This is a genomic window from Variovorax sp. TBS-050B (assembly GCF_029893635.1).
GTDB lineage: Bacteria > Pseudomonadota > Gammaproteobacteria > Burkholderiales > Burkholderiaceae_C > Variovorax.
In genome coordinates this window covers 281419-295426 of the sequence record NZ_JARXYR010000002.1, presented here as the reverse complement: position 1 = coordinate 295426, position 14008 = coordinate 281419, and the positions used below count along the sequence as shown (strand labels likewise).

The window sequence follows — 14008 nt, the reverse complement described above, 5'->3', positions numbered from 1 at the left end:
GCACCCATGCCCCGTCTTTCCACCGCTGCACTGTTCGCCCGCGCCTACGAGCGCAACCTGCGGGCGCTCACCAAGGCCACGCTCGGCAACAGCCGGCGCATCGCGGGCCAGGTGCAGCGGGCGACCGCCAAGCGGCTCAAGCCGCCGCCGGGCCGGGGCGACTGGCTCAGCGGCATGGCGATCGGGCCCGGCGGGGCGCGCGGCTACCACCTGTTCCGGCCGGCCGATCTGAAGCTGCAGCCCGGCGAACGCCTGCCGCTCATGGTCATGCTGCACGGCTGCGGCCAGACCGGGCGCGATTTCGCGGCCAGCACGCGCATGAACGCCCTTGCGGCGCGGGAGCGCTTTCTGGTGCTCTATCCCGAACAGGACCGCCTCGCCCATCCGCAGGGCTGCTGGAACTGGTACGAGCGGCGCTCCGGCAAGGCCGACGCCGAGGCTGCCACCTTGATGGCGGCCGTCGACCAGGCCTGCATGCTGTACCCCGCGGACCGCAGCCGGGTCGCGCTCGCCGGCCTTTCTGCCGGCGCCAGCATGGCCGCGCTGCTCGCCACGCGGTATCCGCTGCGCTTTCGTGCCGTGGTGATGCATTCGGGCGTGGCGCCCGGCGCGGCGAGCTCGTCGGCCACGGCGCTCGGCGCCATGCGCGGGCGGAACGTGCCGCCGATGCCCAGCACGGCCGTCGGCAAGGCGATGGGCGCGGCGGCGGTGTTCGCGACCCTGCCGCCGATGCTGGTGCTGCACGGCGACGCCGACACGGTCGTGGCCCCCAGCAACGCCGTCAACAGCGCGGCCGTCTGGGCCACGGCGCTGGGCGCCAAGCCCGGGCTCGCGCGCGAGGTGCGCCGCGGCAAGCGCCGGCCGATGCGCGTCACCAGCTTCAAGCGCAAGGGGCGCACGCTCGTCACGCTGTGCGAGGTCGAAGGCCTCGGGCATTCGTGGAGCGGCGGGGCGCCCAAGCTGCTGTTCAGCGACCCCGAGGGACCGGATGCCACGCGCATGAGCTGGGCCTTCGCCGCTGCGCAGTTCAAGGCGCAGATCGCGGCCTGAAGCGCGTCGCTTCGCCGCGCCGCGCATGGCGCCGCTCGGCCCCGCGGGCAGTCGCCATGTACGCCACCCGGCGTATTTCACCGCGATGGTGCATTCCGCAGACTCGCTCCCACGCCGGCAAAAGCGCCGGCGACAGGTTCAAACCACCCCGGAGCAGGAGTCCACATGCAACGTCGTTTCACCCTCAAGGCGCTCACCGCCGCCGTCGCGCTGGCCAGCATTTCTGCTGCGCCCGCATTCGCTGCCGACACCATCAAGGTCGGCGTGCTGCATTCGCTCTCGGGCACCATGGCCATTTCGGAGACCGTGCTCAAGGACACGGTGCTGATGGCCATCGACGACATCAACAAGAAGGGCGGCGTGCTCGGCAAGCAGCTCGAGCCCGTGGTGGTCGACCCGGCCTCCAACTGGCCGCTGTTCGCCGAGAAGACCAAGCAGCTGCTCGGCCAGGACAAGGTGTCGGTGATCTTCGGCTGCTGGACCTCGGTGTCGCGCAAGTCGGTGCTGCCCGTGGTCGAGGAGATGAACGGCCTGCTGTTCTACCCCGTGCAGTACGAAGGTGAAGAGCTCTCGAAGAACGTCTTCTACACCGGCGCCGCGCCCAACCAGCAGGCCATTCCCGCGGTCGACTACCTGATGAGCAAGGAAGGCGGCGGCGCCAAGCGCTGGGTGCTGCTGGGCACCGACTACGTCTACCCGCGCACCACCAACAAGATCCTGCGCGCCTACCTCAAGAGCAAGGGCGTGAAGGAGTCGGACATCGACGAGAAGTACACCCCCTTCGGCCACAGCGACTACCAGACCATCGTCGCCGACATCAAGAAGTTCTCGGCCGGCGGCAAGACGGCCGTGGTGTCGACCATCAACGGCGACTCCAACGTGCCCTTCTACAAGGAACTCGGCAACGCCGGCCTCAAGGCCAAGGACGTGCCGGTGGTGGCCTTCTCGGTCGGCGAGGAAGAGCTGCGCGGCGTGGACACCAAGCCGCTCGTGGGCCACCTCGCGGCATGGAACTACTTCATGTCGATCAAGAACCCGACCAACACCGCCTTCATCAAGCAGTGGAGCGACTACGCCAAGGCCAAGAACATCGCGGGCCACAAGGACAAGCCGCTGACCAACGACCCGATGGAAGCCACCTGGATCGGCATCCACATGTGGAAGCAGGCGGTCGAGAAGGCCAAGTCCACCGACACCGACAAGGTGATCGCCGCCATGGCCGGCCAGACCTTCACCGCACCCTCGGGCATCGTCTCGAAGATGGACGAGAAGAACCACCACCTGCACAAGAGCGTGTTTATCGGCGAGATCAAGGCCGACGGCCAGTTCAACGTGGTGTGGAAGACGCCGGGCCCGGTCAAGGCCAAGCCCTGGAGCCCGTACATCGAAGGCAACGACAAGAAGCCGGACCAGCCCGCCGGCAAGTCGATGTAACTGGGCTCGCCCCCAGGCTGCGCGCACTTCGTGTCGCTTCGCCAACCCCCTACCGGGGGCAACACCTGCGGCCCGGCAAAGCCGGTTCCGCGGTGTTTCCCGGATGAGAAAACGCCGTGCAACTTCTACTGCGCTCCATTTGCTCCTGCGCGACGGCGCTGCTGCTGCTGCTGCTGGCGGCGCCTGTCCACGCACTGACCGCCGACGAGGCCAAGGCCATCGCCTCGGGCGATTCCGAATCACGCATCACGGCGCTGAACCAGGCCGTGCTCACGGCCGACGAGAAGACGGCGGCCTTCATCCAGGCCATGTCCGAGGACGCGGTCAAGTACACCGAAGACAAGGTCTTCGTGATCAAGGACGACAAGGCCTACGACCCGGTGAGCGGCGAGGCGCTCGCGCTGCCCGACAACGCCGAGGACGTGGTCAACAACAACCTGATGCGCGGCGCGCTCGATGCCGCGCAGGCTGCGCTCAAGCTCACGAGCAAGGACGCCGCGGTGCGCGCCGAGGCGGCGCAGGCGCTGTTCAAGGAGCCCGACGAATCGCGCCTGCCGATGGTCGAGAAGGCGCTGGCCGCCGAGACCGATGCCGGCATCAGGGCGCGGCTCGAACTCGTGCGCGCGGCGAGCCTGCTCGGCAGCGCCGACCAGGCGCGGCGCCTCGCGGCCGCGAAGGAGCTCGGCGCCCACAGCAGCCCCGACACCAAGCTGCTGCTCAACCAGCGCCTCGCCGACGAGACCGATGCCGACGTGAAGGCTGCGATCACCGCCTCGATCGCGCGCATCGACGGCGCGCTGGTCTGGGGCGACCGCATCAACGCGGTCTTCAGCGGCGTGAGCCTGGGCTCGGTGCTGCTGCTCGCCGCGCTCGGCCTCGCGATCACCTACGGCCTGATGGGCGTGATCAACATGGCGCACGGCGAGCTGATGATGATCGGCGCCTACGCCACCTACGTGATGCAGGGCCTGTTCCAGCGCTACATGCCCGAGGCCGCGTTCGGCTGGTACCTCGTGGCGGCCATTCCGGTCGCCTTCCTGAGCTCGGCCCTCGTGGGCGTGGTGCTCGAGCGCGGCGTGATCCGCTTCCTCTACGGCCGGCCGCTGGAGACGCTGCTCGCCACCTGGGGCATCAGCCTGATGCTGCAGCAACTGGTGCGCTCGATCTTCGGCGCGCAGAACGTGGGCGTGGAGAACCCGGCCTGGATGAGCGGCGGCTTCACCATGCTGAGCAACGTCACGCTGCCGTGGAACCGCATCTGCATCATCGTCTTCGCGGCGCTGGTGCTCGTCGCCATGGGCTGGCTGATCGGCCGCACGCGCCTCGGCCTGTTCGTGCGCGGCGTCACGCAGAACCGCCCGATCGCCTCGTGCATGGGCGTGAACACCGCGCGCATCGACACCTACGCCTTCGCGCTTGGCTCGGGCATCGCGGGTCTCGCGGGCTGCGCGCTGAGCCAGATCGGCAACGTCGGTCCGGACCTGGGCCAGAGCTACATCGTCGACAGCTTCATGGTGGTCGTGATGGGCGGCGTGGGCCAGCTCGCGGGCACGGTGTACGCGGCGCTGGGCCTGGGCATCCTCAACAAGTTCATCGAAGGCTGGGCCGGCGCGGTGCTCGCGAAGATCGCGGTGCTGGTCTTCATCATCATCTTCATTCAAAAGAGGCCCCAGGGCATCTTCGCCATGAAAGGCCGGAGCGCAGAGGCATGAGCAAGGTCGTACTCCCAACCAAAGGGCCGCTCCTGAGCGGCAAGGGCTGGACGGCCTTCTTCGTCGCGCTGATCGTGGTCTGCGCGGTGGCGCCCGTGCTCAACATCTGGGTGCCCGCGGGCAGCCCGCTGCACATGAGCGACTACGCCGTCGCGCTCGTCGGCAAGATCATGTGCTACGCGATCTGCGCGCTCGCGATGGACCTGATCTGGGGCTACACCGGCATCCTTTCGCTGGGCCACGGGCTTTTCTTCGCGCTCGGCGGCTACATGATGGGCATGTACCTCATGCGCCAGATCGGCCGCGACGGCAACTACAAGAGCGAACTGCCCGACTTCATGGTGTTCCTCGACTGGAAGACGCTGCCCTGGCACTGGAGCTTCAGCGACAGCTTCGTCGCCACGCTGGTGCTGATCGTCGCGGTTCCGGGGCTGATCGCCTTCGTGTTCGGCTTCTTCGCCTTCCGCTCGCGCATCAAGGGCGTGTACTTCTCGATCATCACGCAGGCGCTGACCTTCGCGGCGATGCTGCTGTTCTTCCGCAACGAGACCGGCTTCGGCGGCAACAACGGCTTCACCGACTTCAAGCGCATCCTCGGCATTCCGATCGCGACGCAGCAGATGCGCATGACGCTGTTCGCGCTCACGGGCGCCACGCTGCTGGGCTTCTTCCTGTTCGCGAAGTGGCTGATCGCGAGCAAGTTCGGCCGCGTGCTGCAGGCGATCCGCGACGCGGAGTCGCGCGTGATGTTCTCGGGCTACAACCCGCTGCCGTACAAGCTCACGATCTGGGTGATCTCGGCCGTGATGTGCGGCGTGGCGGGCGCGCTCTACGTGCCGCAGGTCGGCATCATCAACCCGGGCGAGATGAGCCCGGCCAACTCGATCGAGATCGCGATCTGGGCCGCAGTGGGCGGACGTGCCACGCTGGTCGGGCCGATCCTCGGCGCCTTCATCGTCAACGGCGCGAAGAGCTGGCTCACGGTGGCCTATCCCGAGTACTGGCTGTACTTCCTCGGCGCGCTGTTCATCGCCGTCACGCTGTTCCTGCCGAACGGCATCGTGGGGCTGGCGCGCCAATGGCTCTCGCGCGGGAAGGCGAAGAAGGCGGAACCCGCCGCACCGGGTGCCGGCCGCGAGGAGGCGCAGCGCGCGCTCGCCGCCGCGCAGGGCATGGAGCCCGCGTCGCTGCATGCGCCGCTGGCGGCCGAAGTGAAGGGAGCCCGCGCATGACGCCCGACCTGATGGAAGCCGGCGCCGAGCGCGCGGCGCGCGCCAAGGGCCTGCACGGCGCGAGCGGCAACACCGAATCGGGCGGCCGTGCTGCCGGCTTCGGCCGCATCGCCACGCCCGGCGAGGTCGACGTCACGCACGGCCGCATCCTCTACCTGGAAGACGTGAGCGTGAGCTTCGACGGCTTCAAGGCGATCAATAAGCTCTCGCTCGACATCGCCCCGGGCGAGCTGCGCTGCATCATCGGCCCCAACGGCGCGGGCAAGACCACGATGATGGACATCATCACCGGCAAGACCCGGCCCGACGAGGGCACGGTGTTCTTCGGCAGCACCATCGACCTGCTGCGCCACAAGGAGGCCGAGATCGCGCAGCTCGGCATCGGCCGCAAGTTCCAGAAGCCGACCGTGTTCGAGCACCTGACGGTGTTCGAGAACCTCGAGCTCGCGCTCAAGACCGACAAGGGCGTGCGCGCCTCGATGCTGTTCCGCCTCGACTCGGCGCAGAGCGACCGGCTCGCCGAAGTGCTCCAGACCATCCACCTCGCCGACGCCGCGAACCGGCTCGCGGGCAACCTGAGCCACGGCCAGAAGCAGTGGCTCGAGATCGGCATGCTGCTGATGCAGGACCCGAAGCTGCTGCTGCTCGACGAGCCCGTCGCCGGCATGACCGACGAGGAGACCGCGCGCACCGCCGAACTCTTCCTTTCGCTCAAGGGCAAACACTCGCTGATGGTGGTGGAGCACGACATGAGCTTCATCCGCACCATCTCCGAGATCGTGACCGTGCTGTGCGACGGATCGGTGCTCGCGCAGGGCACGCTCGACGAGGTGCAGGCGGACGAGCGGGTGATCGAGGTTTATCTGGGCCGCTAGAAAGCGGACAGCCGAACGCAGAGGTCGCGAAGGTTTCGCAGAAGTCGCAGAAGGAAAGCCAAAATTTTCTTGGCTCCTTCTGCGACCTCTGCGTAGTTTTTGTCTTTCTTCTGCGTTCGGCTGCCCGATTTGGGAATTCACATGCTCACAGTCAAGAACATCCATCAGTACTACGGCGGCTCCCACATCCTGCGCGACCTGAGCTTCGAGGCGCGGCTCGGCAAGGTCACGGTGCTGCTGGGCCGCAACGGCGTGGGCAAGACCACGCTGTTGAAATCGCTCATGGGCCTGGTGCCGATCAAGAGCGGCAGCATCGAGCTCGAACGCCGGCCGATCCACAAGGCCACGCCGTACGAACGCGCGCGCGCCGGCATCGGCTTCGTGCCGCAGGGCCGCGAGATCTTCGCGCGGCTCACGGTCGAGGAGAACCTGCGCATGGGTCTCGCCTACAAGCGCGGCAGCACGCCGATCCCGGCCGAGCTGTTCGAGCTGTTTCCGGTGCTCAGGCAGATGCTGCACCGCCGCGGCGGCGACCTCTCGGGCGGCCAGCAGCAGCAGCTCGCGATCGCGCGGGCGCTCGCGCCGGGGCCGCGGCTGTTGATCCTCGACGAGCCGACCGAGGGCATCCAGCCGAGCATCATCAAGGACATCGGTCGCGTGATCCGCATGCTGGCCGACCGCGGCGACATGGCGATCGTGCTGTGCGAGCAGTACTACGACTTCGCGCAGGAACTCGCCGACGACTACCTCGTGATGGAACGCGGCGAGATCATCGCGCGCGGACTCGGCAAGGACATGGAGGCGCAGGGCGTGCGCCAGCTCGTCGCGATCTGACCGGCCCCGCCCGCCGGATGGCGGCCCGCGGCGCATCCGGGTACTGGGGTGACAGCATCCGCGTATCGGCGCAAATTCAGGGTTTACCCTAAAATCGGCCGCTGCCCGTCGCCGCCGGGCGACCTTCCCAGGAGCCTGGCCGTGAACGCCTCCCCACCCGCGCCGGACCGCGCGGACACCGACATTTCCGCCTCGCCTTCGTCGGCCGCGCCGGTCAACTTCCTGCGCGCCGTGCTGGCGCTGGGCGTCGGCGGCTTCGCGATCGGCACCGGCGAGTTCGTGATCATGGGCCTGCTGCCCGAGGTCGCGAGCGACATCGCGGTCAGCATTCCGCAGGCCGGCCACGTGATCAGCGCCTATGCGCTCGGCGTGGTGATCGGCGCGCCGGTGCTGGCGGTGCTCGCGGCCGGCTGGCGCCGCCGCGCATTGCTGATCGCACTGATGGCCGTGTTCGCCGCCGGCAACTTCGCGAGCGCGATGGCGCCCGGCTACACCTCGCTGAACCTGCTGCGCTTCGCGACCGGCCTGCCGCACGGCACCTACTTCGGCGTCGCCGCGCTGGTGGCCGCCACGCTCGCGCCGCCCGGGCGCCGGGCACGCGCCGTGGGGCTGGTGATGCTCGGCCTCACGGGCGCCACGCTGGTGGGCGTGCCGATCGCGGCCTGGCTCGGCCAGCTGTTCGGCTGGCGCGCGGCCTTCGTGTTCGTGGGCGTCATCGCGCTGGTCGCGGTGGCGCTGCTGCGCCGCGACATCCCCGACCTGGCGCCGCCCGCGGGCGCCAGCCCGTGGCGCGAACTGGGTGCGCTCAGGCGCAAGCAGGTCTGGTTCACGCTCGGCATCGCCGCCATCGGCTTCGGCGGCATGTTCTCGGTGTTCAGCTACATCAAGCCCACGCTGGTCGAGGTGGCCGGCCTGCCGCTCGGCGGCGTGCCCTTCGTGCTGGCGCTGTTCGGGCTCGGCATGGTCACCGGCAACCTCGTGGGCTCGCGCCTGGCCGACAAGTCGCTGATGCGCACCATCGGGGGCTTGCTGGTCTACGCGGCGCTGGTGCTCGCGACCTTCACCTTCGCAGCGCACAACGTCTTCACCGCGGCCTTCAACGTGTTCCTCATCGGCACCACCGTCGCCATCGGCCCGGCGCTGCAGATCCGCCTGATGGACGTGGCCGGCGACGCGCAGACGCTCGCCGCCGCGCTCAACCACTCGGCCTTCAACATGGCGAACGCGCTCGGCGCCTGGCTCGGCGGCGTGGCGATCGCGGCCGGCCTCGGCTGGACCTCGACCGGCTGGGTCGGCGCGCTGCTGGCGCTCGCGGGCGTGGGCATCTTCGGCTGGGCGGTGGCGAGTGCGCGCGCGAGCGCCCGGCCGGGCGCCGGCCGGCGCGCCACCAGCACCCCGTAGATCGCCGGCGCCTGCAGCCTCGTGCTGCGGTGACTATGATGGCCGTCGCCCTTTCATCGCCCGGAGCGACTTCCATCATGAGCCTTTCCACCACCCGCCTGGGCCGCACCGGCCTGACCGTCTCGCGCCTTGCGCTCGGCACCATGACCTTCGGGCTGCAGACCGACGAGCCGACCTCGCACCGCATCCTCGACAAGGCGGCCGAGGGCGGCATCAATTTTCTCGACACCGCCGACGTCTACCCGCTCGGCGGCACCGTCGAGACCACCGGCCGCACCGAGGAGATCATCGGCCGCTGGCTGCAGAAGCAGGGTCTCTCGGGCCGCCGCCGCTTCGTGCTCGCCACCAAGGCGGTGGGCAAGGTCGGGCCGCACAGCTGGGACCAGGGCGCCTCGCGCAAGCACCTGCTCGACGCGATCGACGCCTCGCTCGCGCGGCTGCAGACCGACCACGTCGACCTCTACCAGCTGCACAGCGACGACCGCGAGACGCCGCTCGAGGAAAGCCTCGAGGCGCTCGACGTGATCGTCAGGTCGGGCCGCGCGCGCTACGTGGGCGTTTCCAACTTCCTGGCCTACCGGCTCGCGCGCGCACTCGGCAAGGCCGAGCTGCTGCGGCTCACGCGCTATGTGTCGGTGCAGCCGCGCTACAGCCTGCTGTTCCGCGAGATCGAGCGCGAGCTGCTGCCGCTCGCGGCCGAGGAGGGCCTGGGCGTGATCCCCTACAACCCGCTCGCGGGCGGCCTGCTGACGGGCAAGTACAAACCGGGGTCGGCGCCCGAGCAGAACACCCGCTTCACCCTGGGCACGGCCGGCGGCATGTACCAGGACCGCTACTGGAACGAACGCAGCTTCAACACCGTGGCGCAGCTGCATGGCCTCGCCGACGAGGCCGGCGTGCCGCTCGCCACGCTGGCCGTGGCGTGGGTGATGGCGAATCCGCTGATCACCGCGCCGCTGCTCGGCGCCAGCCGTCCCGAGCAGCTCGACGCCACATTGGCCGCGGCCGAATACAGGCTCGATCCCGCGCTGAAGCAGAAGCTCGACGAACTGACCGCCGAATACCGCAAGGGCGACGCGCCGCGATAGGCATCGGCCACCACGTGCATTCCCCAGGAACCGACCCCCAACCACGCACGCGCAGGCAGGCGCGCCGGCCATGGCACAACTGATGTCGCTGCTGGTGCAGAACGCGATCGCGATCGTGTTCGCGGCCAGCTTCGCCGCGCGCCTCGGCCTGCCGGTGCCCGCGGCCGCGGTGCTGGTGGTCTCGGGCGCGCTGCTCGCGGCCGGCAACGTGTCGGTGGCGGGCGTGGTGCTGGCGGCGGTGCTCGCCAACCTGCTCGGCGACGGCGCATGGTTCTATGCCGGGCGCCGCTTCGGCTACCGCTTCATGCGGCTCCTGTGCCGCATTTCGCTCTCGCCCGACTCCTGCGTGCGGCGCGGCGAATCGCTCATCACGCGCTGGGGCGGCCTCTCGCTGGTGGCCGCGAAGTTCGTGCCGGGCGTCTCGGTGGTCGCGCCGCCGATGGCTGGCGCGCTGGGCATGTCGGTGCCGCGCTTCATCGGCTACGACACCGGCGCGGCGCTGATCTGGACCGGCGTGTTCCTCGGCCTGGGCTGGGTCTTCCGCGACCAGATCCAGGAAGTGCTCGCCATGCTGGCCCAGGCGGGCGGCATCGCGACCGCGGCGCTCGTGGTGGTGCTGCTGGTGGCGCTGGCGGTGCGCTACTGGCGCCGCCGCGCCTTCATGCGGCTCACGGGCATGCCGCGCATCACCGTCGACGAGCTGCACCGGCTGCTGGCCAGCGATTCGCCGCCGATCCTCATCGACGTGCGCGGCGAGGCCGGCGTGAAGGTCGATCCGCGCCGCATCCCGGGTGCCCTGCCTTACACCCTCAAGGCGCTGCAGCAGCGCCGGCTCGACCTGCCGCTCGACGGCATGCGCGACGTGGTGCTCTACTGCAACTGCCCCAACGAGGTCTCGGCCGCGCTGGCCGCGCGCGTGCTGCTCGCGCGCGGGGCGCGGCGCGCGCTGCCGCTCACGGGCGGGCTCGACGCGTGGGTGGCGTCGGGGCATCCGACGAGCCTGCACTGAGGAAGGCGTGGGCGGGCCGCCCACGGGCCGGTGGTAGTCTTCCGCCTCCATGAACCTCCGCACCAAGATCGTCGCGCTGGCCGTCGCACCGCTCGTGGTGGCGCTGGTGCTGGTGGCGCTGGCCGTGCGGCACCAGGAGCACGACCTCGCACGGCGCGAGCGGGCGCTGATCGAGAAGAGCTACATGGACCAGCGCCGCAGCGAACTGCGCAGCTACGTCGACCTGGCCGTGAGCACCGTGCGCCCGCTCTACGACGCGGGGCAGGACGACGAGGAGACCCGCAGCGAGGCGCTGCGCCGGCTGGCGGCGCTCGACTACGGCGACGACGGCTACTTCTTCGTCTACGACATGGAGGGCCGCTCGCTGATGCATTCGCGCCAGCCCGAGCTGGTGGGGCAGAAGCTCTGGGAAATGCGCGATTCGCACGGCCGCTTCACGATCCAGGACCTGATCGCCGGCGCGCGCGCGGGCGGCGGCTACGTCGAGTACGAATGGCGCAAGCCCTCGAGCGATCAGATGACGGCCAAGCTCGGCTACGTGACTTCGCTGCCGCGCTGGAACTGGATGGTCGGCACTGGCCTCTACCTCGACGACATCGAAGCCACCATGCGCGCGCTCGACCGGCAGATGAGCGCCAACGTCACGACCACGCTGCTGTGGATCGCGGGCATCGCGGCGCTGTGCCTCGGCGTGGTGAGCGCCACCGGGCTGCTGCTCAACCTCAGCGAGCACCGCGTGGCCGAGGCCAAGCTGCGACTGCTCGCGCGCCGCGTGGTGCAGTCGCAGGAAGAGGAGCGCGGCCACCTCGCGCGCGAGCTTCATGACGGCACGAGCCAGACGCTGGTCTCGGCCAAGCTGCTGATCGAGTCGGCGGTCGACGCGCTCGACCGCGGCCGGCAGCCCACGCCGCCCGCGCTCGGCAAGGCGCTGCAGCGGCTCAACGACTCGCTGCTCGAGGTGCGCCGCATCTCGCACCGGCTGCGGCCCGCGCTGCTCGACACCCTGGGCCTGCCGGCCGCGCTCGCGCGGCAGGTCGACGAGTTCGCCGAGGAGGGCCCGGTCGGCGCCTCGATCATGGTCGAGGGCGAGGCCTTCGAGCTCACGCCCGAGGCCAAGACGGCGCTGTTCCGCGTCACGCAGGAGGCGCTCACGAACGTGCGCAAGCATGCGCAGGCGCAGCAGGTGCACGTCGCGCTCGGCTTCTCCGAGGAGGGCGTGCGGCTCGAGATCGGCGACGACGGCGCGGGCTTCGACGTCGATGCGGTGCAGCTCGATCCGCGCCACGGCATCGGCCTGCGCAACATGCGCGAGCGCGTGGAGGCGATCGGCGGCATGCTGCGCGTGCACTCGCAGCGCGGCCGCACCACCATCGTGGCCGAGGTGCCGGCGCAGAGCGCGCGGGCCGCATAGCCGACCATGACGAACGCCACACCCTCCGCCGCTTCGATCCGCCTCTTCCTGGTCGACGACCATCCGCTGGTGCGCGACGGCCTGCGCGCGCGGCTCGGCGCCGTGCCGGGGCTGGAGGTCGTCGGCGAGGCGGGCGGCGCCGACGAGGCGCTGGCGCTGGTCGGAACGCTGGCGCCCGACCTGGTGCTGATGGACGTGGGCATGAAGGGCATGAACGGCATCGAACTGGCCGCGCTGCTGCTCGCGCGCTGCGAGCCTGCGCCGCACGTGGTGATGCTGAGCATGTACGACAACCCCGAATACGTGCAGAAGGCGCTGCAGGCGGGCGCGCGCGGCTACGTGCTGAAGGATGCGCCCGCGGCCGAGATCGTTGCGGCCATCGAGGCGGTGTCCGCGGGCGGCACCTTCCTGAGCCCCGCGGTGTCGAAGAAGCTGTTCCGCAACCAGGCCCCGCGGCCGCTGCTCACGCCGCGCGAGAGCGAGATCCTCGCCGCGCTCGGCCGCGGCGAATCGAGCAAGCAGATCGCGCGCGAACTCGGGCTGAGCGTGCGCACGGTCGAGGCGCACCGCCAGAGCATCAAGCGCCGCCTCGGCATCGAGGGGCAGGCCGAGCTCATCAAGTACGCGGTGGAGCATGCGCGCGAGTTCGGCGCGGGCGAGTGAAGCGATGACGCATCCGCCGCTGCCCTCCAGCCCGGCCGCCGAGCGCAACAAACAGCCGATCCTCGAAGTGCTCGCGCGCGTGCTGCCGGCGCACGGCGACGCGCTCGAACTCGCCGCGGGCACGGGCCAGCATGCCGCGTGGTTCGCGGCCGCGCTGACGCGATGGAACTGGCAGCCGACCGAAGCCGATGCGCGCCTGCTGCCCGTGCTCGCGCGCCGCGTCGAGGCCGCCGGGCTGCCGAACCTGCGCGCACCGCTTCAGCTCGACGCGACCGCGCCCGAATGGCCGCTGCCGGCGCACGCCTTCGATGCGATCTACTGCGCCAACATGCTGCACATCGCGCCGTGGGCGGCCTGCGCAGGGTTGATGCATGGCGCGGCGCGGCATCTGCGCGCGGGCGGTCTGCTCGTGACCTACGGGCCGTATCTCGAGGATGCGGTGCCCACGGCGCCGGGCAACCTCGCATTCGATGCCGACCTGCGCGCACGCGATCCCGCCTGGGGCCTGCGCCGCCTCGAGGACGTGGCCGCCGAGGCGCGCCGCGCAGGGCTGGCGCTGCGCGAGCGGCATGCCATGCCCGCGAACAACCTGCTGCTGGTGTTCGGCTTCAGCGAAGCGGCGGCATCTTGAGCGGGCGCTGCGCCGGGGCTTTGGGTTTCACCTTGGGCGGCGGCGGCGGTGCCGAGGGCGAGAGGAACTCGTACTTCAGTTCGAGATCCTGCTTCACCGTCTTCCAGTCCGGCACCGGCCCGCTGTCGGCGTTGCGCAGGCATTCGCCCGCGATGTAGGTCTTGCCGCTCGCGCGGTCGTACTTGAGGAACAGCCCCGAAACACTGCCGACGTAGGCATCGATCCCGGCCGACTTCGCCACGTCGACGTCGTCGCTCGAGAACTCGTCGGGCAACATCGTCATCTCCGCGCCCGCGACGTTGGGATGGGTGTGGAAATACGCCACTGCCACCGCCTTGGCGCCGACCGGCATGCAGCCCTTGTTCTCGTCCCGGTGGCCGGGGTAGACCTTGTTGCGCTCGCCGATGGTGAAGTGCGACACATAGAACTTGGTGCCGCGCCTGCAGATCATGCCGCCGAACTCGTTGCGGTTGGCGATCGACTGCCGCAGCAGCGCCTGCAGCGCGGCGCGTGCGGCTTCCTCGGGCGTGTCGAAGGGCTGGGTCGGCTTGGGAAACGGCGGCGGCGCGATGATGATTTCCATGCCCGCGAGTCTGCCGGCCACGCGCCGGCGACGCCATCGGCCGGATTGGATAGACCTCGCCTCCATTACAGTCGGGCCCACGTCC

At 69.8% G+C, this 14008-nt stretch carries 13 protein-coding genes; 12 read left to right on the top strand and 1 reads right to left on the bottom strand.

Annotation, left to right across the window (positions count from 1 at the left end; all coding sequences use genetic code 11):
- Nucleotides 1–6 precede the first annotated feature (6 nt).
- From M2165_RS04240 to M2165_RS04185, 12 genes are all read left to right on the top strand, one after another.
- On the top strand, nt 7–1050 hold the full coding sequence (locus M2165_RS04240; RefSeq protein WP_280813435.1) for a PHB depolymerase family esterase: 1044 nt from the start codon (nt 7–9) through the stop codon (nt 1048–1050).
- Nucleotides 1051–1215: 165 nt separating this feature from the next.
- Nucleotides 1216–2484: an urea ABC transporter substrate-binding protein gene (gene urtA / locus M2165_RS04235; RefSeq protein WP_280813434.1), complete on the top strand. Its 1269-nt coding sequence runs from the start codon at nt 1216–1218 to the stop codon at nt 2482–2484.
- A 164-nt stretch (nt 2485–2648) separates the two neighbouring features.
- Nucleotides 2649–4196 carry an urea ABC transporter permease subunit UrtB gene (urtB, locus tag M2165_RS04230; RefSeq protein WP_280817464.1) on the top strand — a complete coding sequence of 516 codons (1548 nt, stop codon included), beginning with the start codon at nt 2649–2651 and terminating at the stop codon, nt 4194–4196.
- Entirely contained in the window at nt 4193–5428 is a 1236-nt protein-coding gene (urtC, locus tag M2165_RS04225) for an urea ABC transporter permease subunit UrtC (protein WP_280813433.1), read from the top strand. Before urtB ends, urtC begins: the two co-directional genes overlap by 4 nt.
- Entirely contained in the window at nt 5425–6303 is an 879-nt protein-coding gene (gene urtD, locus M2165_RS04220; protein ID WP_280813432.1) for an urea ABC transporter ATP-binding protein UrtD, read from the top strand. The genes urtC and urtD overlap by 4 nt, the downstream gene beginning before the upstream one ends.
- 141 nt (nt 6304–6444) lie before the next feature.
- A complete protein-coding gene (gene urtE, locus M2165_RS04215) occupies nt 6445–7137 on the top strand; it encodes an urea ABC transporter ATP-binding subunit UrtE (RefSeq protein WP_280813431.1) in 693 nt (230 codons plus the stop codon).
- Nucleotides 7138–7278: 141 nt separating this feature from the next.
- A complete protein-coding gene (locus M2165_RS04210) occupies nt 7279–8538 on the top strand; it encodes an MFS transporter (protein WP_280813430.1) in 1260 nt (419 codons plus the stop codon).
- A gap of 77 nt (nt 8539–8615) precedes the next feature.
- Nucleotides 8616–9626, top strand: coding sequence for an aldo/keto reductase (locus M2165_RS04205; RefSeq protein WP_280813429.1), 1011 nt, complete (start codon nt 8616–8618; stop codon nt 9624–9626).
- Nucleotides 9627–9696: 70 nt separating this feature from the next.
- Nucleotides 9697–10635, top strand: a complete 939-nt coding sequence (locus tag M2165_RS04200) for a VTT domain-containing protein (protein ID WP_280813428.1) — start codon at nt 9697–9699, stop codon at nt 10633–10635.
- A gap of 49 nt (nt 10636–10684) precedes the next feature.
- Nucleotides 10685–12046 carry a cache domain-containing protein gene (locus M2165_RS04195; RefSeq protein ID WP_280813427.1) on the top strand — a complete coding sequence of 454 codons (1362 nt, stop codon included), beginning with the start codon at nt 10685–10687 and terminating at the stop codon, nt 12044–12046.
- Nucleotides 12047–12052: 6 nt separating this feature from the next.
- Nucleotides 12053–12709 (top strand): response regulator transcription factor, encoded by a 657-nt coding sequence (locus M2165_RS04190; RefSeq protein ID WP_280813426.1) that lies wholly within the window; start codon nt 12053–12055, stop codon nt 12707–12709.
- Nucleotides 12710–12713: 4 nt separating this feature from the next.
- The gene (locus M2165_RS04185) at nt 12714–13340 is read left to right on the top strand and encodes a DUF938 domain-containing protein (protein WP_280813425.1); all 627 of its coding nucleotides are present in this window, start codon (nt 12714–12716) and stop codon (nt 13338–13340) included.
- Here M2165_RS04185 and M2165_RS04180 read toward each other — a convergent pair.
- Nucleotides 13318–13923, bottom strand: coding sequence for a DUF4329 domain-containing protein (locus tag M2165_RS04180; protein ID WP_280813424.1), 606 nt, complete (start codon nt 13921–13923; stop codon nt 13318–13320). The genes M2165_RS04185 and M2165_RS04180 overlap by 23 nt on opposite strands.
- Nucleotides 13924–14008 lie beyond the last annotated feature (85 nt).

Coding starts and splice junctions, on each gene's coding strand:
- M2165_RS04240 (WP_280813435.1), top strand. CDS start 7: ATGCCCCGTCTTTCCACCGCTGCACTGTTCGCCCGCGCCTACGAGCGC.
- urtA (WP_280813434.1), top strand. CDS start 1,216: ATGCAACGTCGTTTCACCCTCAAGGCGCTCACCGCCGCCGTCGCGCTG.
- urtC (WP_280813433.1), top strand. CDS start 4,193: ATGAGCAAGGTCGTACTCCCAACCAAAGGGCCGCTCCTGAGCGGCAAG.
- urtD (WP_280813432.1), top strand. CDS start 5,425: ATGACGCCCGACCTGATGGAAGCCGGCGCCGAGCGCGCGGCGCGCGCC.
- urtE (WP_280813431.1), top strand. CDS start 6,445: ATGCTCACAGTCAAGAACATCCATCAGTACTACGGCGGCTCCCACATC.
- M2165_RS04205 (WP_280813429.1), top strand. CDS start 8,616: ATGAGCCTTTCCACCACCCGCCTGGGCCGCACCGGCCTGACCGTCTCG.
- M2165_RS04200 (WP_280813428.1), top strand. CDS start 9,697: ATGGCACAACTGATGTCGCTGCTGGTGCAGAACGCGATCGCGATCGTG.
- M2165_RS04195 (WP_280813427.1), top strand. CDS start 10,685: ATGAACCTCCGCACCAAGATCGTCGCGCTGGCCGTCGCACCGCTCGTG.
- M2165_RS04190 (WP_280813426.1), top strand. CDS start 12,053: ATGACGAACGCCACACCCTCCGCCGCTTCGATCCGCCTCTTCCTGGTC.
- M2165_RS04185 (WP_280813425.1), top strand. CDS start 12,714: ATGACGCATCCGCCGCTGCCCTCCAGCCCGGCCGCCGAGCGCAACAAA.
- M2165_RS04180 (WP_280813424.1), bottom strand. CDS start 13,923: ATGGAAATCATCATCGCGCCGCCGCCGTTTCCCAAGCCGACCCAGCCC.